The sequence below is a fragment of the Kitasatospora sp. NPDC057542 genome, from assembly GCF_042801945.1.
GTDB lineage: Bacteria > Actinomycetota > Actinomycetes > Streptomycetales > Streptomycetaceae > Kitasatospora.
The window spans coordinates 1-20,778 of the sequence record NZ_JBHVFE010000068.1 but is presented as its reverse complement, the minus strand read 5'-3'; the positions used below and the strand labels follow the sequence as shown (position 1 = coordinate 20,778).

Below are 20,778 nucleotides of genomic sequence, written 5' to 3'. Positions count from 1 at the left end.
CGACACTCCGCGTGATCGCCGCCCGGCCCGGGCGGAGCGGCGCGACGGGGGAGAGCAGGCGGATGAGGATCGACCGACCCGGCCCGGTCGGGCAGCGGCAGTGGACGCCACTGACCGCCGGCAACGCCGGACTCGCCTTCGGGCTGGAGCTCGCCCTGCTGGCGTCGCTCTGCTACTGGGGTTTCAAGACCGGCCCCAACCTGGGCCTGCGGCTGCTGCTCGGGCTCGGCGCACCGGCCCTGGCGGCCGCGCTCTGGGGCCTGTTCCTGGCCGCCGGCGGACCGACGTTCCGGCTGCCATCGGCCGCCGAGATCGTGGCCAAGCTGCTGGTCCTGGGCACGGGGGCACTCGCCCTGCACGCCACCGGACGGACCACCCTCGCGGTGGTGTACGGCGCACTGGTGCTGATCAGCGTGACCCTGGAGTACACCACCGGCTGACGGTCCGGCAGTCGAAGGGCGTCGCACCTGCGGGTGCGGCGCCCCTTCGCATGCTTCACGCCTCTTCCACGTGACCGGTCACATGTGAAATATTACCTGCGCTTCACTGACTGATGACCTCGACCACCCCCATCCCCCGGAAAGGACCGGTCAGTTGCGCAGACTGTCCGCGGCCCTCGCCGCCGCGCTCACCACGAGCGCGATAGCGGCCACCCTGCTGGGCACCCCCGCCCAGGCCGCTCCCCCCGCCCCCCTCACCGCCGCCGCGTCGGCCGACGCCGAACAGGGCGCCGAGGCCCCGCCGGCACCGCTCGTGCCCCAGGAGCGCGAGCGCCAGGCCCTGCGCAGCAAGGCCCTGGAGCAGCTCAACAAGGGCACCGTCGCCAAGGCCGCGGGCAAGCGGGCCCCGGCGAAGGTGAAGGTCGGCAACGACTACGTCCAACTCGCGCACCAGCGCACGGACAAGGTCTTCGTGATCCTCGCCCAGTTCGGCGACGAGGTGGACAACACCACCCAGTGGAACGGCCAGCCGCGCTACGGCGGTACCCCCGGCCCGGCCCACAACCAGATTCCCAAGCCCGGCAAGGACGACAACCACACCCTGTGGTCGCAGGACTTCAACCGCGGCTACTACCAGAAGATGTTCTTCGACGACACGCCCGGCGCCGTGTCGATGCGCAACTACTACCGCACCCAGTCCTCCGGCCGGTACGACATCGAGGGCACCGTCAGCGACTGGGTCACCGTCCCGTACAACGAGGCCCGCTACGGCAGCAACAAGGGCCCTCAGGGCTCGGGCGCCTGGACCCAGGGCCAGGAGTTCATCCGGGACGCCGTCAAGGCCTGGTACGACGGTGAGATCGCCAAGGGCCGCAGCGTCGCCGACATCAAGGCGCAGCTCGCCCAGTACGACGTCTACGACCGCTACGACCACAACAAGACCGGCGACTTCAACGAGCCGGACGGCTACCTGGACAACGTCGTCGTGGTGCACGCCGGTGTGGACGAGACCTGGGGCGGCGGCGCCCAGGGCGCCGACGCGCTGTGGGCGCACCGCAGCTGGACCTTCCCGGACGCGACCGGGCAGACCGGCCCGGAGGGCAACAAGATCGGCGGCGCCCCGGTCGGCGACACCGGCCTGTACGTCTACGACTACGTCCAGGCGGGTGAGAACAGCGGCGTCGGCCTGTTCGCCCACGAGTTCGGCCACAACCTCGGCCTGCCGGACCTGTACCCCACCACCGGCGGCGACAACAGCGTCAACTTCTGGTCGCTGATGTCCTCCGGCTCGTACCTGGGCAAGGGCCCGAACACCACCGGCGGCTACCCCGGCGACCTCGACGCCTGGAGCAAGCTGCAGTTCGGCTGGCTCGACTACGACGAGGCGCAGGCCGCCACCCGCTCCACCCACGCCCTCGGGGTGAGCAGCTACAACACCGACCAGGCCCAGGCCGTCCTGGTGCACCTGCCGGACGGCACCACCAGGACCGACCTCGCCGACCCGTACGAGGGCGGCCGGCAGTGGTGGAGCGACACCGGCGACAACCTCGACAACTCCCTCGCCCGGGAGGTCGACCTGCGCACCGCCGCCGGCCCGGCCGCCCTGGACGCGGCGGTCTGGTACGACACCGAGCAGGACTACGACTTCCTGACCGTCGAGGCCTCCACCGACCAGGGCAAGCACTGGACCGCCCTCGGCGGCACCGTGGACGGCGCCCCGATCGGCAACACCAACGCCAACACGCCCGGCCTGAGCGGCAGTTCCGGAAGCTACAAGCAGCTGCACATCCCGCTGGACGGCTACCTCGGCCGACAGGTCCGGCTGCGCTTCCACGTCACCTCGGACAGCAACACCCACGGCAAGGGCGTGCTGGTGGACGCCGTCAAGGCCACCGCCGGCGGCGTCGAGCTGTTCGCCGACGGCGCCGAGAACGGTGCGAACGGCTGGACCGCCACCGGCTTCACGGTCGTCACCGGCCGCACCGCCGTCAAGCAGCACCCGCGCGCGTACATCGCCGAGAACCGCCGCTACACCGGCTACGGCGAGTTCCTGAAGACCGGCCCGTACAACTTCGGCTACAGCGGCGTCGCGGGCAAGACCAACGTGGTGGACAACTACCCGTACCAGGAGGGCGTCCTGATCTGGCTGTGGGACACCTCGTACGGTGACAACAACACCAAGGACCACCCCGGCGGCGGGCTGATCCTGCCGATCGACGCCCGCCCGGCACCGATCCGCTTCGCCGACGGGGCGCTGGTCAACGGGCGCGCGCAGACCTACGACGCGACCTTCTCGCTCAAGCCGACCACGCCGTTCACCCTGCACAAGGGCGGCGTCGCGGTGCGCATCCCGTCGAAGCCGGCCGTCCCGGTGTTCGACGACCACACCGGGGTGTACGGCGACGCGGCCACGCCGCAGCTGACGGTGAAGGTGCCGGACACCAACACCAGGATCGAGGTCGTCCGGGAGTCCCAGGGCGGGAAGATCACCACCGTCCGGGTGGGCCCGGCCTCCTGACCCCGAGGGCGCGCGTCCGACGAACGCGCGGGAAAGGCCCCGGATCCCCCCGACGAAAAGGGATCCGGGGCCTGCTCATGTGTGTGCCTGGCTCACTTTCCCAGGCTGCGCGCGGTGCGCGTGGCGGTGGCCACCCCGAGGACGGTGATCGCGGCGATCCCGAAGGTCATGTACCGGGCCGAGTCGACCGGACTGTCCGCACCGAGGTTGACCAGGGTCCCGGCGAGCGCCGAGGTCACCGAGAAGGCGATCAGCTGGGTGGTGTTGATCGCCGCGGCCGCCTTGCCGCCCTCGGCCGGGTCGTTGCTGCTGCGCATCGCCGCCACGCTCAGGTGCGGGAAGGCCAGTCCGATCCCGGTGCCGGCGCCGAACAGCGCCACCGCCCAGAGTGCCACCCGCAGCCCGGAGGCGTGCCCGGTCTGCGACAGCCCGTAGACCAGCAGGCCGCCGACCAGGACCAGTGGGGCGGTGCGGATCGCCAGGGCCCGGCCGCGGGCCGACTCGATCCCGACGCTGAACAGCTGGGCGGTGGTCCAGCCCGCCGAGATCGCGGCGCCCAGGAACCCGGCCACCAGCGGGCCGAGGCCACCCAGCTGCTGGCCGAACAGCGGGATGAAGTTCTCCGCCACCACGCCCGCGCAGAGCACCGCGACGGTCAGGTAGAGCCACTTCAGCGGGTTTCCGGCCCGGTAGGTCTGCTGCGGCAGCACCGTCGCCGACGCGCGCCGCTCGGCCGCCACGAAGCCCGCCAGCAGCGCCAGTCCGGTGAGCAGGCAGACCGCCGTCGGCCGGCCGCTCGGCACGGTGGAGCTGACGCTGAAGGCGGCCGCCGCCAGGGTGAGCAGCAGCAGCGAGGCCAGCGGCACCGGGCCGCTGCCGTGCCCCGCGCCGGAGCGCCCGGGCAGCACCCGGCGGGCCAGCGCCGCCAGCACGAGCGCGGCGACCAGCAGCAGGACGTACGCCCAGCGCCAGGCGCCGAGCTGGGCGAAGAGCCCGCCCAGCAACGGTCCGACCAGAGTGCCGACGCCCCACATCGCGGAGACCAGTCCGGCCGCGCGGGTCCACAGCCGCTCCGGCAGGGCGCCGCGGATCACGGCGTAGCCGAGGCCGGCCACCAGCCCGCCGCCGAGGCCCTGCACCACCCGGCCGAGGATCAGCGCCGCCATCGACGGGCTGAGCGCGTTGACCACCGCGCCGGCTCCGAAGACCAGGAAGCCCAGCACGTAGGCGCGGGCGGCGCCGAGGCGGTCCAGCAGCCGGCTGACCAGCATCGAGGCGATGACGGCGGCCATCAGGAAGCCGGTGGCCACCCACGCGTAGTACCGCTCGCCGCCGATGCCGGCGACGATCGAGGGCATCAGGGCGGCGGTGAAGTAGAGGTTCATCGCGTACAGCGCGACGCCGCCGGCCAGGATCGAGGCGGAGGCGGCGTACTGGCGGGAGAAGAGTTCGCGCCACCCGCCGGAGGCCCCCGCGGACGACGAATCCGGCGGGTAACTATCCAGCTCGGCAACGGTGGTGTGGTTCTCGACAGCGGCTGATTCGGTCACGTCCGGTACGCTAGGACTTCAACAAAGCTTGAAGTCAAGGAGCCGCCATGACCACCGCGCCGGTCGATCTGCTGAGTGTCGGCGAGGTGGCCCGGCGGGCCGGGATCGCCACCTCCGCGGTGCGCTTCTACGAGGACCAGGGACTGATCTCCTCCGAGCGCACCACGGGCAACCAGCGGCGCTACCGGCGGCACGTGCTGCGCCGGATCTCGCTCATCCTGGTCGCCAAGCGGCTCGGCATCCCGCTCGCCGAGGTCGCCGAGGTGTTCACCGGTCTGCCCGAGGACCGGATGCCCGGCAAGCACGACTGGGAGCGGATCTCCCGGCGCTGGGCCGAGCAGCTGCGCGCCCGCCGGGCCGAGCTGGAGCGGCTGGAGGGCGAGCTGACCGGCTGCATCGGCTGCGGCTGCGTGTCGCTGCGCCGCTGCCGGGTGCTCAACCCGGGGGACGAGCTGGCCGCGCAGGGCCCTGGCCCGCGCCGGCTGCTGCCGGAGGAGGGCCTGCTGCCCGTCGAGGAGTGAGCGGGCGGGGAAAGGGTGAAGCCCGGTCGGACGCGGCCCTCGCAGGGTTCCCCGCCGCGTCCGACCGGGGGTCTTGTGTGCCCGGCTCAGGCCTCCGGGAAGTGGCAGGCCGCCTGCCGCTCGCCCGGTCCGGCGATCTTCAGCAGCGGCCGCTCGGTCCGGCAGAGGTCCTGGGCCTTCGGGCAGCGCGGGTGGAAGGTGCACCCGGGCGGCGGGTCGGCCGGGCTCGGCGGGTCGCCGAGCAGCACGATCCGCTCCCGGTTGCGCTCCGCCTCCGGGTCCGGCAGCGGGACGGCGGACAGCAGCGCCTTGGTGTACGGGTGTGCGGGGTTGCCGTACACCTCGGCCTTGTCGCCGATCTCCACGATCCGGCCCAGGTACATCACCGCGACCCGGTCGCAGACCCGCTTGACCACCGAGAGGTCGTGCGCGATGAACACGTACGCCAGCCCCAGCTCCTGCTGGAGCCGCTCCATCAGGTTGACCACCTGGGCCTGGATGGAGACGTCCAGCGCGGAGACCGGCTCGTCGGCGATCACCAGCCGCGGCGAGGTGGCCAGCGAGCGGGCGATGCCGATGCGCTGGGCCTGGCCGCCGGAGAACTCGTGCGGGTAGCGGTCCAGGTGCTCGGGGATCAGCCCGACCAGCTCCATCAGCTCGGCGGCCCGCTTGCGCGCGTCCGCCGCGCTCTCGCCCTGGACCAGCAGCGGCTCGGAGATGATCCGGGCCACCGTCTGCCGGGGGTTGAGCGAGGAGTACGGGTCCTGGAAGACCATCTGGAGGTCGCGCCGGTGCGGGCGCAGCCGGGCCTGGGAGAGCCCGCCGATCTCGGTGCCGTCGAAGGTGACGGTGCCCGAGGTCGGGTCGAGCAGCCGGACGATCATCCGCCCGGTGGTGGACTTGCCGCAGCCGGACTCGCCGACCAGGCCGAGCGTCTCGCCCGCGCCGACGTCGAAGCTCACCCCGTCCACCGCCCGGATCGGCGCGCCGGGCCGCCCCGTGCGGCCGCGCCGGCCGGGGAAGGTCTTCACCAGGTCCCGTACCGAGAGCAACGGTGTGGACGTCGGCGCCATGGCCGTCGTCGAAGGCGTGGTCATCACAGCACCCCTTCCGGCACCAGCGGCAGGTGACAGGCGGCCTGGTGGCCGGGGGCGAGCGGACCGAGCACGGGGCGCTCGGACAGACAGCGGGCGTGCTCCTCGGCGGACGCGGCGGTGGTGCGGGCGCAGCGCGGGGCGAAGGAGCAGCCGGGGGCGGGGGCGATCAGCGACGGCGGGTTGCCGGGGATGGCCCGCAGCGGGGCGTCGTCGGCGTCGTCCAGGCGGGGCAGCGAGTCCAGCAGGCCGCGCGTGTACGGGTGCGCGGGCTGCCCGAACAGCCGGTCCGCCGGGGCCTGTTCGGCGGCCCGGCCGCCGTACATGACCAGCACGTCGTGGGCGACCCGGGCGACCACGCCGAGGTCGTGGGTGATCATCACGACGCCGAGGCCGCGCTCCTGCTGGATCCGCGCGATCAGGTCGAGGATCTGTGCCTGGACGGTGACGTCGAGCGCCGTGGTGGGCTCGTCGGCGATCAGCAGCTCGGGCTCGCAGGCGAGCGCCATGGCGATCATGACGCGCTGGCGCATGCCGCCGGAGAACTGGTGCGGGTACTCGTCGACCCGGCGGGCCGGCTCCGGGATGCCGACCTCGGCCAGCATCTCGACCGCCTTGGCCTTCCCCGCCTTGCGATTGGCCTTGAAGTGCACCCGGTAGTGCTCGGCGATCTGCTCCCCGACGGTGTAGAAGGGGTGCAGGCTGGACAGCGGGTCCTGGAAGATCATCGCGATCCTGCGGCCCCGGACGGCGCCCAGCTCCCGCTCCCCGAGCCCGTTCAGCTCCTGGCCGTTCAGCCGGATCGAGCCGGTGACGGTGGCGCCGCGGTGCAGGCCCATGACGGCGAGCGAGGTGACGGACTTGCCGCTGCCCGACTCGCCGACCAGCCCGAGGGTGCGACCGGCCTGGACGGTGAAGGAGATCCCGTCCACCGCCCGGACGGTGCCGCGCGGGGTGCCGAAGGCGACCTTGAGGTCCTCGACCTCCAACAACTCGGCCATCAGTACCTCACTCTCGGGTCGACGAACGCGTAGAGCAGGTCGACCAGCAGGTTCGCGGCGACGATGAAGAAGGCCGCGAGCAGGGTGACACCAAGGATGACGGGCTGGTCGGAGCGGGCCAGGCCGTCGTAGAACAGCCGGCCGACGCCGGGCAGGCCGAAGATCGACTCGGTGATGACCGCGCCGGCCAGCAGGCCGCCGAGGTCCATGCCGAAGATGGTCAGGATCGGCGTCATCCCGGAGCGCAGCCCGTGCTTGATCGTGACCGTTCGCGCCGGCAGGCCCTTGGCCCGGGCGGTGCGGATGTACGGCTCGGCCATCGCCTCGATCATCGAGTTGCGGCTCTGCCGGGCGTAGTTCGCCGCGTACAGCAGGGCGAGCGCGATCCACGGCAGCAGCAGGTTGGAGCCCCACTCCAGGGGGTTCTCGGTGAACTTGTGGTACGAGGGGTACGGCAGCAGGCCGGCCGTCCTGACGATGCCCCAGATCAGCATGATCGAGGTGAAGTAGACCGGCAGTGAGGCGGTGCCGACGGACAGCACCGTCAGCGTCCTGTCGATCGGCCTGCCCTTGCGCAGCGCCGAGGTGACGCCCGCGCCGAGGCCGAGGAGCAGCCAGAGCACGCCCGCACCGAGGGCCAGCGAGATGGAGACCGGCAGGCGGTCGGTGAGCAGGTCCCAGACCGGCAGCCCGTACTCGTAGGAGTAGCCGAGGCAGGGGAAGCCGCAGTGCACCGCACTGGGGCCGGAGCCGTAGTCGCGGCCGGCGAAGATGCCGCCGAGGTAGGCGAGGAACTGGTCCCAGACCGGCTTGTCCAGGCCCATCGCCGCCTTGACGTCGGCGAGCCGCTCGGGGCTGCAGGTCTTGCCGCAGGCGGCCGCGGCCGGGTCGTTGGGCAGCAGGTAGAAGATCGTGAAGGTGATGGCGCAGATGGCGAGCAGGATGCCCGCCACGCCGAGCAGCCGGCGGCCGAGGTAGAGGATCACGACCGGCCTCCCCGGGGGTCGAGGATGTCCCGCAGCGCGTCCCCGAGCAGGGTGAAGGCGAGCACGGCGACGAACAGGAAGGCCGTCGGGATCAGGAAGTAGGTCGGGTCGGTCTCGTAGTGCACGATGCTCTCGGCGATCATCTGGCCCCAGGACGCGGTCGGCGGGCGGACGCCCACGCCGAGGTAGCTGAGCGCGGCCTCGGTGGCGATCATGCCGGGGATGAGCAGGGTGGTGTAGGCGATGATCGGGCCGGAGACGTTCGGCAGGATCTCCCGGGTGAGGATCCGCCAGGAGCGCGCCCCGCCGACCTTGGCGGCCTCGACGTACTCGCGGTGTTTGAGCGAGAGGGTCTGGCCGCGCACCACGCGGGCGATGCCGGGCCAGGTGAACAGCCCGATCACCAGGGTGATCAGCAGGATCCGGTTGACGTCCTTGGCCACCGACATCATCGCGATCATGAAGATCAGCGAGGGGAAGGACATCGTGAGGTCCATCAGCCGGGACAGCGCGGTGTCGACGCGGCCGCCGAAGTAGCCCGCCGCGATGCCGGTCAGGGTGCCGACGACCACGACGACGGCGGTCGCGGTGAAGGCGATCAGCAGGGAGACCTGCCCGCCGTGCAGCACCCGGGCGAACAGGTCGCGGCCGGTGATCGGCTCGACGCCCAGCCAGTGCCGGGCGCTGATGCCGCCGAAGTCGCCCCGGGGCAGGCCGCCCAGGTACGGGTCGACGGCGCGCTTGTCGAACTCCTCGGGCGTCCAGCCGCCGAGCGAGCCGAGCGGGCCGGCCAGCGCGGTGGCCAGGAGCAGCACGCCGACGGTGATCAGTCCGAACCGGGCCGAGCCCTTGGCCCACAACTGGTCCCAGACCAGCCGCCAGGGACCGCGCCCGGCACTCTTCTTGGCGCCCGCCGCCGTGGACTCGGCCACGGCGGCGGGCTCAGTGGTGGTACTCATCGCTGCCGGTCCCTCACTTGCCCTTGGCGGGGTCCTTGAGGCCGACCGTGGCCAGGTCGATCATGCCGGCGAAGCCCGCGTTGCCGAACGCGCCGGCCACGTTGGTGCCGACCAGCAGCGGACGGCGCTCCCACAGCAGCGGGACGGCCGGGGCCTTCTTCATCAGGTCCTCGTCCAGCTGCTGCCAGGCCTTGTTGGCCTCGTTGACGTCCGTCATGGCCGCGATCTGGTCCATCCGGTCCATCGTGGCCTGGTCCTTGAACTGGCTGTAGTTGCCCTGGTTGCCCTTCTCCTTGATGGTGCGGCCGTCGAAGACGAACGGCAGGAAGGTCGCACCGGAGGGGTAGTCGGGGCACCAGCCGTTGAGGGTCAGCTCGGGGGCGTTCTTGATGTCGCCGACGGTGTCGGCGAAGGCGGACGCGTCGACCGTGTTCACGGTGACCTGCACCCCGGCCTTGGAGAGCGACTGCTGGATCGCCTCGGCACGGGTCTTGTCCCCGGTCGAGACGGTGAGCCCGACCTTGAGGTCGCTCTTGCCTGCGTCCTTGAGCATCGCCTTGGCCTTCTCCGGGTCACCGGCGGCCGGGATCTTCAGCGGGTCGGACTTGACGCCGCCGGTCAGCGAGGGCGGCAGGTAGGAGGTCGCCGCGTCGGTCACCGCGGGGCCGCCGAAGGCCGTCACCTGGGCCTCGCGGTCGACCGCCCACATCATCGCCTCGCGCACCTTCGGGTCGTCGAAGGGGGCCTTGGCGGTGTTCAGGTAGAGCATGTCGGTACAGCCGGTCACCTCGGCGACCATGCGGGACTTGACGTCCGGCTTGGGCAGCACCTTGGCGACGGTCTCGTGCTGCATCCAGGGCATGTTGATCGCGTTGGCGTCGGCGCCGTCGCTGGCGATGATCCGGTCGTCGGCCTGGCCGCCCTTGATGCCCTGGGTGACCACGACCCTGTCCGGGTACGCCTTGCGGACGGTGTCGGTGGCCGGGTCCCAGTTGGTGTTGCGGACCAGCACCAGCTGCTTGCCGCGGTCGTAGGTCTCGATCTTGTACGGGCCGGAGGAGAACGGCCGGGAGTCGTACTGGGTGCCCTTCTCCTGGGACTGCGGCACCGGGGAGAAGGTCGGCAGCGAGACGGTGTCGGAGAACTCGGCGACCGGGCGCTTCAGGTGGAAGACGATGGTCTTGTCGTCCGGGGTCTCGATGCTCGCCAGGTGCTCGCCGCTCAGCGGGCCCTTGTAGCTCTCGCCGCCCGCCAGGTACTGGGCCGCGTAGTCGGGGCCGCCGGTGAGGTCCGGGGAGAAGGAGCGCTCGACGTTGTACTTGATGTCGGCGGACTTGATCGGCGTGCCGTCCTCGTACTTGAGGCCGTCCTTGAGGGTGAAGGTCCACACCTTGCCGCCCTCGGAGGACTTGCCGAGGTCGGTGGCGAGGTCCGGGACGATCTCGCTGCCGGCCGCACCGGGCTCGGACTTGAAGGTGGTCAGGGTCCGGTAGATCAACCGGGTGCCGAAGTCCATGTGCGGCACCACCCAGTTGCGGGCCGGGTCGAGGTGCGCGAAGTCCTGGTTGGTCAGGACGGTGAGGGTGCCGCCCTTGGCCGGGGTGCCGCCGATGATCGAGCCGGACGCCGCGCCCGGGCCCTTGCCGTCGGAGGGAGCGGCGTCGCTGCCGCTGTCGCTCTTGTCGTTCGAGCAGGCCCCGAGGCCGAGGGTGAGGGTCGCCGCGAGGGCCGCCGCAAGGGCGGCGTGGGTGCGCCTGGTCATGTGCAACTCCGCTGTGGGGGGCCTGATCCGCCTGATCCGGCCGCTGCGCTGTGTGACCCGTAACATAGTAATGTGAAATTGCACTGCACAAGAGGTGACGGCTCCCGTTACCGAGCTGTGTCCGTGCCAGCATCTCCCCAGCCCTGCCAAGGAGTTCACCGGTGACCCTTCCCCCGACCGGCCTCAACACCGGGAGCCACGACCTCCCGGTCTCCCCCACCCTCGCCTCGTTCATGGCCACCAGCTGGGCCGCCACCCCGCTCCCTGCCGACCGGCGCGTCCCCGGCCACGACCGCTTCCCCGGCCGCCGCGCCCGGCTGTCCGCCGCCTTCCCCGGCGAGCGGCTGATCGTCCCGGCCGGCCGGCTCAAGGTCCGCTGCAACGACCTCGACTACCGCTTCCGCCCGCACAGCGCGTACGTCTGGCTCACCGGCCTCACCGGCGAGGACCAGGCCGACCACGTCCTGGTCCTCGAACCGGCCGGCCCCGAGGGCCACGAGCCGATCCTCTACCTGCGCCCGCGCTCTCCGCGCGACGGCGGCGAGTTCTACCGTGACCGCCGCTACGGCGAGTTCTGGGTCGGCTCCCGGCCCGACCTCGGCGAGGCGGCCCGGCTCACCGGAGTACGCACCGAGCACCTCGACGACCTCGGCAAGCTGCTCGCCGGCCCGCAGCCGCCCACCCGGGTGCTGGCCGGCACCGACCCGCTGGTCGACGAGGCCACCGGACGGCCGTCCGAGGACCACCGGGACGGCGAACTGGCCGCCGTCCTCGCCGAGTTGCGCCTGGTCAAGGACCAGTGGGAGATCGGGCAGCTGCAGCTGGCCGTCGACCACACCGTCACCGGCTTCGAGGACGTCGTCCGCGCCCTGCCCACCGCGCTGCGCCACCACCGCGGCGAGCGCTGGATCGAGGGCGTCTTCGACCTGCGCGCCCGCGCCGAGGGCAACGGCACCTCCTACACCACCATCGCCGCCTCCGGCGCCCACGCCTGCGTGCTGCACTGGATCCGCAATGACGGCGCGCTCGACCCGAACTCCCTGCTGCTGCTGGACGCCGGCGTCGAGACCGACACCCTCTACGCCGCCGACATCACCCGCACCCTCCCCCTCAGCGGCACCTTCACCCCGGTCCAGCGCCAGGCCTACGACCTCGTCCTCGCCGCCCAGAGCGCCGGCATCGCCACCCTGCGCCCGGGCGCGCAGTTCCGCGACTTCCACCGCGCCGCCATGCGGGTCATCGCCGAGGGCCTCGCCGACTGGGGCGTCCTGCCCGTCTCCGCCGAAGAGGCGCTCGCCGAGGACAACGGCCTCTACCGCCGCTACACCCTCTGCGGCAGCGGCCACATGCTCGGCCTCGACTACCACGACTGCGCCAAGTCCCGCGCCGACCGCTACCTCGACGGCACCCTGGAGGAGGGCATGGTCCTCACCGTCGAACCCGGCCTCTACCTCCAGCCCGACGACGAGACCCTCCCCGCCGAACTCCGCGGCCTCGGCATCCGCATCGAGGACGACCTGGTCATCACCGCCGACGGCGCCCACCTGATGTCCGGCGCCCTGCCCAGGACGGCCCCCGACATCGAGTCCTGGATGGCCGACCTGCTGGCCTGAGAACGGGAGCGGACGATCAAGCCACCTTGATCGTCCGCTCCCCCTGCCGGACGGTGACCTCGACCTCGCCACCGATGGCAGCGGCGTACGCGCGGAGGTTGTCCAGGCTGTCCACCTGCCCGTGCTCGATCTGCGACACCCGAGCCTGGCTGACCCCCATCAACCCGGCGACTTACCGCGGGCTTTCTCGCCTAATCCACCCTTGCGAGGGATGGCGCTCGCTGCCCCGCGTGCCCCGGCGCACTACCCCCGCGCCGCCCGCCACAGCTCGGTGACGATCGTCTCCGCCGGGCCCGTACGGGCCAGGTGGTGGGCGGTGCCGGCCCAGAGGTGCATGGCGTCGGTGTCGCCGCGGCGGGCGGCGGCGGCGCGCAGCGGCGTGGTGAGGTGGTTGACCTCGGGGTAGGCGGGCGGGGCGTACGGGCCGTGGCGGTCGATGAAGGCGTTGCGCAGGCCGCGGGCCGGGCGGCCGGTGAAGGCGCGGGTGACGGCCGTCTCCGGCAGTTCGACGAGCGCCGCCCGGTGGGCGGGCGAGGCGCCGGACTCGTCCGACCGCAGCAGCGCCGTACCCAGCTGCACCGCCGCCGCCCCCGCCCGCAGCGCCGCCGCGACGGCCGCACCGTCACCGAGCCCGCCCGCGGCGACCAGCGGCAGCGCCGTCACCTCCCGTACGGCGGGCAGCAGTTCGAGCAGCGGCAGCTCCCCCGGTTCGTCCGCCACCCGGTGGGTGCCGCGGTGGCCGCCCGCCTCCGGGCCCTGCACGCACAGCGCGTCCATCCCGACCGCCTCCGCCGCCCGCGCCTCCTCCGGCGTGGTCACGGTGCCGACCTGCGTCGTGCCGACCGCCCGCAGCGCCGCCGCCTCCTCGGCCGTCGGCAGCCCGAAGGTGTACGACACCACCGGCACCGGGTCCGCGAGCAGGGCCGCGAGCTTGGCCTCCCAGTCGTCCCGGTCCGGCCCGATCTCCTCCGGCAGCGTCACGCCCCACCGTTCGGCCTCCGGCCGCAGCCGCTCCCGGTACGCCGCGACGGCCGCCCGGTCCCCGGGCGGGCCCGGCACGAAGAGGTTCACCCCGTACGGCCGGTCGGTCGCCTTCCGCACCGCGGCGATCTGTTCGGACATCCCGGCGGCGGTCTTCATCCCGGCGGCCAGGAAGCCCAGCCCGCCCGCCCGGTTCACCGCCGCCACCAGCTCGGGCGTCGAGGGCCCGCCCGCCATCGGGGCGCCGATCACCGGTACGACGAGTTCGTCGAGTCGGACGGCCATCGGGTCTCCTCACACTGCGGGCACGGGGACACTGCTGCGGGTACGGACCGCTCCCCACCCTACGCTCAGCGGATCAGCCCCTGCCGCCGCGCCTCGCGCACCGCCGCCGTCCGCGAGTCCACCCCCAACTTGGTGTAGATGTGCACCAGATGGGACTTCACCGTGGCCTGGCTCAGGTGCAGCCGCTGGCTGACCTGCTGGTTGGTCAGCCCGTCCGCGACCAGCCCCAGCACCTCGGTCTCCCGGGCGCTGAGCGCCGCCGCCGGCGTCCGCATCCGCTCCAGCAGCCGGTCCGCCACGCTCGGCGCCAGCGCGCTGCGCCCCGCCGCGGCCGCCCGTACGGCCTGGGCCAGCTCCTCCGGTGGCGCGTCCTTCAGCAGGTAGCCGGTGGCGCCCGCCTCCAGGGCCGGCAGGGTGTCCGCGTCGGTGTCGTACGTGGTGACCACCAGCACCCGCGGCGCGCCCGACCGGGCGGTGATCGCCGCGGTGGCCTGCGCCCCGTTCATCGCCGACCCCGGCCCGAACTGGAGGTCCATCAGCACCACGTCCACGCCCGGCTCCGCGGCCAGCTCGACGGCCCGCTCGGCGGTGGCCGCCTCCGCCACGATGGCGAAGTCCGGCTCGCACTCCAGCACCGCCCGCAGCCCGGCCCGCACCACCGGGTGGTCGTCCGCGATGAGCAGCCGGATCACGAGCCGGCCTCCGGGGTGACCGGCAGCTGCACCGCCACCGTCGTCCCCTCCCCCGGCGCCGACTCCACCGTGAAGCTGCCGCCGAGCGCCCGGGCCCGGGCCCGCATCGAGGGCAGCCCGAACCCGCCGTCCCCGCCGGTGCGGCCGGCGACCGCCGCCGGGTCGAACCCGGCCCCGTCGTCGTACACGTCCAGTGCCACCTCACCCTCCATATAGCTGAGTGTCACCTCGGCCCGCGAGGCCCCCGCGTGCCGAATGGTGTTGCCGAGCGCCGACTGCGCGATCCGCAGCAGCGCGACCTCCTGCGCGGCCGACAGCCGGACCGGGTCGCCGGAGACGTGCAGGTGGACGGGCAGCGTGCCGTGCGCCGTCGTCGTGGCACACAGCCGCTCCAGCGCGACCGGCAGCGGATCGCCGTCCAGCGCGGGCGGCGTGAGCGCCCGGACGAACCTCCGGGCCTCGTCCAGGTTGTCCTGGGCGGCCTGCCGCGCCTGCTCGACGTACCCCGCGGCGGCCTCGGTGCGCTCCGGCAGGGCCCGCTGGGCCGCCCGCAGCAGCAGCTGGATGGAGCTGAGGCTCTGCGCGAGGGTGTCGTGGATCTCCCGGGCCAGCCGCTCGCGCTCGGCCAGCACCCCGGCCGTGTGGTGCGCGGCGGCGAGGTCGGCGCGGGCGGCGGTCAGCTCGTCGATCAACCGGCGGCGCTCCTCGCTCTCCCGGTACAGCGCCTGGTAGCCGAGCACGGTGGCGGTGGCGACGGCCGCGCCGAGCGCGGGCCCGATCGAGGCGGCGAAGCTGAAGCTGTGCTGGTGCCAGGACCACGCGGCGATCGACGCGGCGGCGGTCAGCCCGACGGCGACCAGCCCGGCGCGCCGTCCCAGCAGGTGCAGTTCCAGGAAGTACAGCGGGAACGCCAGCCAGACCCCGTCCTGGGTGGCGATCAGCACGCCCGCCCAGGTGATGCCGAGCAGCGCCATCCAGAGCGCGGCCGCCCGGCGTGATCGGCGCACGGCGGCCAGCTGCGGCCCGACGGTGTAGACGGCGGCCATCGCGGTGGCCGCGGCGGCCACGGCGGCGGGATCGCCCCCGTGGCCGACGAAGACGGCCCGGGCGACGGCGAGCGCGAGCAGGCCCGCCACGAGCAGGTGCAGGCAGACCTGGAGGACGCGGGCGACGGGGGTGGTTCTGGATCGTTCGGTCGCCATCCGTCCAGCCTAAGACCGCACCGCTGGTCCGGCATCAATCAAAAGGTTGAACTCGGCGTCTTCCCTTTGATGCCCAGGATGCAATCCCCGGCTCGATGCCTCCGGGCCCCCGGATCGACGACGGTGGAAGCGTCGGAAAACACCCGTGCAGAGAGAGGCCCACCGTGTTCGTCGCCTGGAGGGACCTGAGGTTCGCCAAGGGGCGGTTCGCCCTGATGGGAACCGTCATCGTGCTGATCACCGTACTGGTCGGCCTGCTGTCCGGGCTGACCGCCGGGCTCGGCCGGCAGAACATCTCCGCGATCACCGGCCTGCCCGCCGACCACCTGGTCTTCGGCAAGCCGGCGGACGGGCAGAAGCTCTCCTTCACCGACTCCCAGGTCACGCCGGAGCAGTGGCAGGCCTGGGCCCGCGAGCCCGGCGTCACCTCCGCCCAGCCGCTGGGCATCACCACCACCAAGGCCGCCGCCAGCCGGCGCACCGCCGCACTCTCCGCCTTCGGCGTCCCCGAGGGCTCCGGGCTCGCCCCGCAGGGCAGCCGGATCGCCCCCGGCCAGGCGGTGCTGTCCAAGACCGCCGCCGAGAACCTGGGCGGCCTCGCCCCCGGCGCCGAGTTCACCCTGGCCGGGCACCCGCTGCGGGTCGCGGCCGTCGAGGGCGACGCCGCGTACAGCCACACCCCGGTGATCTGGACCAGCCTCGGCGACTGGCAGCAGTTCGCCCCCGGCGGCGCCGGCCACGCCACCGTCATCGCCCTCGACACCGCGAAGGGCGCCGACCTGGCCGCCGCCGACGCCCGCCACGGCACCGAGACCCGGACGCGCGACGACGCGCTCGCCGCGATCGGCTCCTACACCTCGGAGAACGGCTCCCTCCAGCTGATGCGCGGCTTCCTGTTCGCCATCTCGGCCCTGGTGATCGGCGCGTTCTTCACGGTCTGGACGATCCAGCGCAGCGGCGACATCGCCGTCCTCAAGGCCCTCGGCGCCTCCACCCGCTACCTGCTGCGCGACGCCCTCGGCCAGGCCGTCCTGCTGCTGGTGCTCGGCACCCTCGTCGGGACCGCGATCGCGGCCGGCTTCGGCTCGCTGATCGGCTCCGCCGTGCCCTTCGTCCTGGACGCCCCGACCGTCCTCCTGCCCGCCGCCGTCATGATCGCCCTCGGCGCGATCGGCGCGGCCCTGTCCATCCGCCGGATCACCTCCGTCGACCCGCTGACCGCCCTGGGGAGCGCCCGATGAGCTTGACCCTCGACCGCATCACCCTCACCTACCCGGACGGCGACGGCCGGCTCACCGCCCTGGACGAGGTCTCGCTGACCGTCCCCAAGGGCTCGCTCACCGCCGTCGTCGGCCCCTCCGGCTCCGGCAAGTCCAGCCTGCTGGCGGTGGCCGCCACCCTGATCACCCCGGACTCCGGACAGGTGATCATCGACGGCACCGACACCACGGGCCTCGGCCGGTCGGAACTCACGGAACTGCGCCGCACCAGGATCGGCATCGTCTTCCAGCAGGCCAACCTGCTGCCCTCGCTCACCGCCGTGGAGCAGCTGCAGGTGATGGCCCACCTCGACGGCCGCTCCCCGCGCACCGCCCTCCCCCGCGCCCTGGAACTCCTGGACGCCGTCGGACTGCGCGACCAGGCCGCCCGCCGCCCGCACCAGCTCTCCGGCGGCCAGCGCCAGCGGGTCAACATCGCCCGTGCCCTGATGAACGACCCCACCGTCCTGCTGGTGGACGAGCCCACCAGCGCCCTCGACCACGAGCGCGGCGCCGCCGTCCTCGACCTGATCACCGACCTGACCCACCGCCGGGCCACCGCCACCGTCCTGGTCACCCACGACCGCACCCACCTGACGGCGGTCGACCAGATCGCCGAGGTCCACGACGGGAAGCTGACGCTGCCCGCGGCGGCGGTCTGACCTACTTCTTGGCAGTCAGCACGTCGTCCACCGAAAGCGTCACCGACGCACCGATCGACTCCGGCAGGGTGAAGGACTGCCCCGGGTGGTGGACGGCGTGCACCCGGTATTCGCCGTCCTTGGGGTCGGTCAGCACCATGACCCGCCGGTTCGTCCGGTCCACGATCACGTAGACGGGCACCCCTGCCGAGGCGTAGGCGGCCGGCTTCTTCTTCAGGTCATCGCCGAAATTGGAGGAGGTTACCTCCAACACAAGGCGGAAGGCCGCCGGGTCATAGCAGTCGTGCTCAATCAACCGATCGTCGCTGTATGCGTCGAGGATCGCCAGATCGGGGACCGCGAAGTCGGACGGGCCGCCAGGCAGCCAAATGCCCACATTCTGGAAGACCTCGGCTTCATCATCATCGAGACCGGCGGCGAACAGCAGGCGCATGAGCCTGGTCAGCGATCGGCTGTGCTTCATGTTCGGCGGCGGCGTCACGGTGATTTCGCTCCCGATGATCTCGACCCGGTAGCCGGGGAGCTGCTCGGAGATCAGCTCGGCGGCTTCGAGCAGCGTCGGCTGCTCCATGGGCTCTTCCACTGCTGCGGCGGACATGGATTTCCTCCTGGCTGCCGATGTCGAGAGCATCATCGTAGAGCTCGGACGTCTCCCGGCGCCCGAGCATCAGTCTTCACCCGAACGAGTGGTTTGGCTCCCGCCAGGCCCCTACCGGGACCGCAGGCGCAGGGCCGAGGGCTCCGGCTCGGCAGGCTTTTCGTCGTCGGCCCAGAGGGAGCGGACGTGGCTGAGGTGGCGGGTCATGCAGGCCTCGGCCGCCGCCGCGTCGCCGGCGAGCAGCAGGTCCAGCAGCTCCAGGTGCTCCTGCGCGGAGGAGACCAGCTCGCCGCGCTCGTCGAGCCGGTTGAGGCCGTACAGCCGCGAGCGCTTGCGCAGGTCGCCGACCACCTCGACCAGCCGCGCGTTGCCGGCCAGCCCCAGCAGGTCCAGGTGGAACTGGCGGTCGGCCTCCAGGTAGCCGATCAGGTCGTGCTTGCGGGCCGCCGCGACGATCGCCTCGGCCTGCGGGCGCAGCCGCTCCAGCTGTTCCTTGGTGGCGGTGCGGGCCACCCGGCCGACGGTCGGGACCTCGATCAGGGCGCGGATCTCGGTGTAGTCGTCGAGGTCGCGGTCGGTGAGCTCGGTGACCCGGAACCCCTTGTTGCGGACGGCCTCGACCAGGCCCTCGCGGGCGAGGTCGAGCATGGCCTCGCGGACCGGGGTCGCGGAGACGCCGAAGTCGGCGGCGAGCGCGGGTGCGGAGTAGACCACGCCGGGGCGAAGTTCGCCGGAGATCAGGGCCGCCCGGAGCGCGTGGGCGACCTGGTCGCGAAGCCGCTCCTGTACGGAGATCAGGGTGCGGGATTTGAGGTCGGCCATGGTGTTCCTCCGGGTGGATGCAGAACACCAGCGTACAATGTCACGTTACGTTGCGTACGCAACAGTCGCCGATTCCCGCACGCGCCACGCCGCCCCCGGGGCGCCGAAAGCCATGGTGACAGCGGCCGTCGGCCGTGACAACGGCCGACGGCACACGATCTTCCGGTCCCCACGGAGGGCTACGCCTGGCGGAACCGGCCCACCAACACGCTCAGACTGTCCGCGCCGCGACCGGCCGCCACGCCCCGCCGGACCGCCTCCGCCAGGACGGCCGGCAGGGCGCCGTCCACCCCGGATTCCTCCGCGGTGTGCCGGACGTGCTCGATGCTCGCCAGCGCCATCGTCATCCGGTCGACATCCCCGCGGTGGTTCCCGGCCGCGATCCGCGGCGCGTAGAACGCCTGGAATCCGGGCATCGAGGCGGCGGTCGAGCTCAGGTACGGCAGGAACTCCTCCGCCGAGATGCCGTTGGCCTCGGCGATCGCCGTGGCGTGCAGGTAGCCGACCATCGAGGACCAGAAGAGGTCCATCTGGATCTGGTAGTACAGCTGCGCCAGCCCGGGGTCGTCGCCCCGGTAGTCGACCCCGGTGAGCACCTCCAGGGCCGCCCGGTGTCGCCGGAACAGCTCGACCGGGCCGCTGTAGAAGGTGGACGACTCGGGGCTGCCGATGCCCGACGGCGGCACCTGCACCCCACCGGTGAGGTGCCCGGCACCACGGTCGGCCAGCCGGCGGGCGGCTTCGCGGGCCCGCTCGGGGGTGTCCGAGCTGAGGTTCACGATCACCTTCCCCTTCAGTGCCGGCTCGACCGATTCCAGCACCTCGAACACCGCGTCGTAGTCGGTGAGGCTGAGCACCACCAGCTCGTTCGCCGCCACCGCCGCCTCCGCGCTGGGCGCCGCCTGCGCTCCCCGGGCGACGAGTTCGTCGGCCCGCGCGGCCGTGCGGTTCCACACCGTGACCGCGTACCCGGCGTCCAGGTACGCCCCGGCCATGGCCTGCCCCATCGGGCCGAGCCCGATCACCGTCACGGATCGCTTCGACTGCTGCTCAACGGACATGCGTCTTCCCCTCCTCTGGAACGAACGCTCTATTCAGAGCGCCGGAGCTGACGCTAACACAGGATTGGAACGAACGCTCTACCCAGAATCTCGGCTAGGATCGCGCCGTGAAGACGCCCGAGAAGACCTCCGCAAAAGCCGAGGCGAAGCCCGGTACCCGCGAGCGGATCGTCCGGGCCACCTCCCGGCTGCTGCAACGCCAGGGGTACGAGGGCACCGGGATCAAACAGATCTCCCGCGAGGCCGAGGCCACCCTCGGCTCCGTCTACCACTTCTTCCCGGGCGGCAAGCAGGAGCTGGCCGCCGAAGCGATCCGGCACGGGGACGAGGAGTTCGCCGTCATGCTGCGCACCGCGTTCGGCTCCTCACCGGACCTGGGCGACGCGACGACCGCCTGCACCCGGCTGCTCGCCGAGGAACTGCGCGAGTCCGACTGGCAGGACGGCTGCCCGATCACCAGCACCGCCCTGGAGACGGTCGGCCGGGTGCCGGTGATCGAGGAGGCGGTGGCCGAGGCCTTCGCCCACTGGCGGGCCATCGTGACGGAACGGCTGCTCGCCGCCGGCATCGACGAGGAGGACGCCCTTGAGCTGGCAGGCACCGTGATCAGCGCCCTGGAGGGCGCCGAGCTCGCCGCCCAGCTCGCCCGCAGCGAGCAGCCACTGCTGGTCGCCGGCAAGCACCTGGCCCGCCTGCTCACCGCCTACGCCGACCACCGGGCCTGACCCGCGGAGCCCGACCGCCGCCGGACAACGTGAGGAGCCGGCGCAGC

At 72.4% G+C, this 20,778-nt stretch carries 20 protein-coding genes; 7 read left to right on the top strand and 13 right to left on the bottom strand.

Annotated features, from left to right (window positions below; genetic code table 11):
* The first annotated feature begins 62 nt into the window (after window positions 1–62).
* Both ACFU7Y_RS11895 and ACFU7Y_RS11890 read left to right on the top strand, forming a co-directional pair.
* Entirely contained in the window at window positions 63–440 is a 378-nt protein-coding gene (locus ACFU7Y_RS11895) for a YrdB family protein (protein WP_224280953.1), read from the top strand.
* Between the two features lie 154 nt (window positions 441–594).
* Window positions 595–2,958 (top strand): immune inhibitor A domain-containing protein, encoded by a 2,364-nt coding sequence (locus ACFU7Y_RS11890; RefSeq protein ID WP_224280952.1) that lies wholly within the window; start codon window positions 595–597, stop codon window positions 2,956–2,958.
* 92 nt (window positions 2,959–3,050) lie between these two features.
* Here ACFU7Y_RS11890 and ACFU7Y_RS11885 read toward each other — a convergent pair whose 3' ends face one another.
* Window positions 3,051–4,508, bottom strand: coding sequence for an MFS transporter (locus tag ACFU7Y_RS11885; RefSeq protein WP_380767651.1), 1,458 nt, complete (start codon window positions 4,506–4,508; stop codon window positions 3,051–3,053).
* Between the two features lie 47 nt (window positions 4,509–4,555).
* Here ACFU7Y_RS11885 and soxR point away from each other — a divergent pair, with 47 nt between their 5' ends.
* A complete protein-coding gene (soxR, locus tag ACFU7Y_RS11880) occupies window positions 4,556–5,029 on the top strand; it encodes a redox-sensitive transcriptional activator SoxR (protein WP_224280950.1) in 474 nt (157 codons plus the stop codon).
* An 86-nt stretch (window positions 5,030–5,115) separates the two neighbouring features.
* Here the strand turns inward: soxR and ACFU7Y_RS11875 are convergent, their stop codons facing one another.
* Genes ACFU7Y_RS11875 through ACFU7Y_RS11855 form a run of 5 tightly spaced genes read right to left on the bottom strand, consistent with a single transcriptional unit; the run spans window position 5,116 to window position 10,831 of the window.
* A complete protein-coding gene (locus ACFU7Y_RS11875) occupies window positions 5,116–6,126 on the bottom strand; it encodes an ABC transporter ATP-binding protein (protein ID WP_224280949.1) in 1,011 nt (336 codons plus the stop codon).
* Window positions 6,126–7,124: an ABC transporter ATP-binding protein gene (locus tag ACFU7Y_RS11870; RefSeq protein ID WP_224280948.1), complete on the bottom strand. Its 999-nt coding sequence runs from the start codon at window positions 7,122–7,124 to the stop codon at window positions 6,126–6,128. Before ACFU7Y_RS11870 ends, ACFU7Y_RS11875 begins: the two co-directional genes overlap by 1 nt.
* The gene (locus tag ACFU7Y_RS11865; RefSeq protein WP_224280947.1) at window positions 7,124–8,110 is read right to left on the bottom strand and encodes an ABC transporter permease; all 987 of its coding nucleotides are present in this window, start codon (window positions 8,108–8,110) and stop codon (window positions 7,124–7,126) included. Before ACFU7Y_RS11865 ends, ACFU7Y_RS11870 begins: the two co-directional genes overlap by 1 nt.
* On the bottom strand, window positions 8,107–9,069 hold the full coding sequence (locus ACFU7Y_RS11860; protein ID WP_224280946.1) for an ABC transporter permease: 963 nt from the start codon (window positions 9,067–9,069) through the stop codon (window positions 8,107–8,109). Before ACFU7Y_RS11860 ends, ACFU7Y_RS11865 begins: the two co-directional genes overlap by 4 nt.
* Before the next feature lie 13 nt (window positions 9,070–9,082).
* Complete coding sequence (locus ACFU7Y_RS11855) at window positions 9,083–10,831, bottom strand: ABC transporter substrate-binding protein (protein ID WP_224280945.1); 1,749 nt, start codon at window positions 10,829–10,831, stop codon at window positions 9,083–9,085.
* 161 nt (window positions 10,832–10,992) lie between these two features.
* Between ACFU7Y_RS11855 and ACFU7Y_RS11850 the strand changes: the two genes are divergently transcribed.
* A complete protein-coding gene (locus tag ACFU7Y_RS11850; protein ID WP_224280944.1) occupies window positions 10,993–12,444 on the top strand; it encodes an aminopeptidase P family protein in 1,452 nt (483 codons plus the stop codon).
* Window positions 12,445–12,460: 16 nt separating this feature from the next.
* On the opposite strand, the gene ACFU7Y_RS11845 is transcribed toward ACFU7Y_RS11850, so the two are convergent.
* The 4 genes from ACFU7Y_RS11845 to ACFU7Y_RS11830 form a co-directional block, all read right to left on the bottom strand.
* Complete coding sequence (locus ACFU7Y_RS11845; protein ID WP_263455046.1) at window positions 12,461–12,583, bottom strand: hypothetical protein; 123 nt, start codon at window positions 12,581–12,583, stop codon at window positions 12,461–12,463.
* Window positions 12,584–12,687: 104 nt separating this feature from the next.
* On the bottom strand, window positions 12,688–13,710 hold the full coding sequence (locus tag ACFU7Y_RS11840; protein WP_380767648.1) for a nitronate monooxygenase: 1,023 nt from the start codon (window positions 13,708–13,710) through the stop codon (window positions 12,688–12,690).
* Between the two features lie 65 nt (window positions 13,711–13,775).
* Window positions 13,776–14,402 (bottom strand): response regulator transcription factor, encoded by a 627-nt coding sequence (locus ACFU7Y_RS11835; protein WP_224282151.1) that lies wholly within the window; start codon window positions 14,400–14,402, stop codon window positions 13,776–13,778.
* Window positions 14,399–15,604, bottom strand: coding sequence for a sensor histidine kinase (locus tag ACFU7Y_RS11830; protein ID WP_224282150.1), 1,206 nt, complete (start codon window positions 15,602–15,604; stop codon window positions 14,399–14,401). The genes ACFU7Y_RS11835 and ACFU7Y_RS11830 overlap by 4 nt, the downstream gene beginning before the upstream one ends.
* Window positions 15,605–15,768: 164 nt before the next feature.
* Between ACFU7Y_RS11830 and ACFU7Y_RS11825 the strand changes: the two genes are divergently transcribed.
* Complete coding sequence (locus ACFU7Y_RS11825) at window positions 15,769–16,845, top strand: ABC transporter permease (RefSeq protein ID WP_380767645.1); 1,077 nt, start codon at window positions 15,769–15,771, stop codon at window positions 16,843–16,845.
* Window positions 16,842–17,525 (top strand): ABC transporter ATP-binding protein, encoded by a 684-nt coding sequence (locus ACFU7Y_RS11820; protein ID WP_224282148.1) that lies wholly within the window; start codon window positions 16,842–16,844, stop codon window positions 17,523–17,525. The genes ACFU7Y_RS11825 and ACFU7Y_RS11820 overlap by 4 nt, the downstream gene beginning before the upstream one ends.
* 1 nt (window position 17,526) lies before the next feature.
* Here the strand turns inward: ACFU7Y_RS11820 and ACFU7Y_RS11815 are convergent, their stop codons facing one another.
* The 3 genes from ACFU7Y_RS11815 to ACFU7Y_RS11805 form a co-directional block, all read right to left on the bottom strand.
* Entirely contained in the window at window positions 17,527–18,123 is a 597-nt protein-coding gene (locus ACFU7Y_RS11815) for a Uma2 family endonuclease (RefSeq protein ID WP_380767642.1), read from the bottom strand.
* A gap of 111 nt (window positions 18,124–18,234) precedes the next feature.
* Window positions 18,235–18,945 (bottom strand): GntR family transcriptional regulator, encoded by a 711-nt coding sequence (locus ACFU7Y_RS11810; RefSeq protein ID WP_224282146.1) that lies wholly within the window; start codon window positions 18,943–18,945, stop codon window positions 18,235–18,237.
* Between the two features lie 179 nt (window positions 18,946–19,124).
* Window positions 19,125–20,006, bottom strand: a complete 882-nt coding sequence (locus ACFU7Y_RS11805) for an NAD(P)-dependent oxidoreductase (protein ID WP_224282145.1) — start codon at window positions 20,004–20,006, stop codon at window positions 19,125–19,127.
* A 107-nt stretch (window positions 20,007–20,113) separates the two neighbouring features.
* On the opposite strand from ACFU7Y_RS11805, the gene ACFU7Y_RS11800 reads away from it, so the two are divergent.
* Window positions 20,114–20,731: a TetR/AcrR family transcriptional regulator gene (locus ACFU7Y_RS11800; protein ID WP_224282144.1), complete on the top strand. Its 618-nt coding sequence runs from the start codon at window positions 20,114–20,116 to the stop codon at window positions 20,729–20,731.
* Window positions 20,732–20,778 lie beyond the last annotated feature (47 nt).

Excerpts from the sequence above, each read along its gene's own strand:
- soxR (WP_224280950.1), top strand. The coding sequence starts at position 4,556 with ATGACCACCGCGCCGGTCGATCTGCTGAGTGTCGGCGAGGTGGCCCGG.
- ACFU7Y_RS11815 (WP_380767642.1), bottom strand. The coding sequence starts at position 18,123 with ATGTCCGCCGCAGCAGTGGAAGAGCCCATGGAGCAGCCGACGCTGCTC.
- ACFU7Y_RS11830 (WP_224282150.1), bottom strand. The coding sequence starts at position 15,604 with ATGGCGACCGAACGATCCAGAACCACCCCCGTCGCCCGCGTCCTCCAG.
- ACFU7Y_RS11810 (WP_224282146.1), bottom strand. The coding sequence starts at position 18,945 with ATGGCCGACCTCAAATCCCGCACCCTGATCTCCGTACAGGAGCGGCTT.
- ACFU7Y_RS11860 (WP_224280946.1), bottom strand. The coding sequence starts at position 9,069 with ATGAGTACCACCACTGAGCCCGCCGCCGTGGCCGAGTCCACGGCGGCG.
- ACFU7Y_RS11855 (WP_224280945.1), bottom strand. The coding sequence starts at position 10,831 with ATGACCAGGCGCACCCACGCCGCCCTTGCGGCGGCCCTCGCGGCGACC.
- ACFU7Y_RS11870 (WP_224280948.1), bottom strand. The coding sequence starts at position 7,124 with ATGGCCGAGTTGTTGGAGGTCGAGGACCTCAAGGTCGCCTTCGGCACC.
- ACFU7Y_RS11820 (WP_224282148.1), top strand. The coding sequence starts at position 16,842 with ATGAGCTTGACCCTCGACCGCATCACCCTCACCTACCCGGACGGCGAC.
- ACFU7Y_RS11895 (WP_224280953.1), top strand. The coding sequence starts at position 63 with ATGAGGATCGACCGACCCGGCCCGGTCGGGCAGCGGCAGTGGACGCCA.
- ACFU7Y_RS11840 (WP_380767648.1), bottom strand. The coding sequence starts at position 13,710 with ATGGCCGTCCGACTCGACGAACTCGTCGTACCGGTGATCGGCGCCCCG.
- ACFU7Y_RS11875 (WP_224280949.1), bottom strand. The coding sequence starts at position 6,126 with ATGACCACGCCTTCGACGACGGCCATGGCGCCGACGTCCACACCGTTG.
- ACFU7Y_RS11805 (WP_224282145.1), bottom strand. The coding sequence starts at position 20,006 with ATGTCCGTTGAGCAGCAGTCGAAGCGATCCGTGACGGTGATCGGGCTC.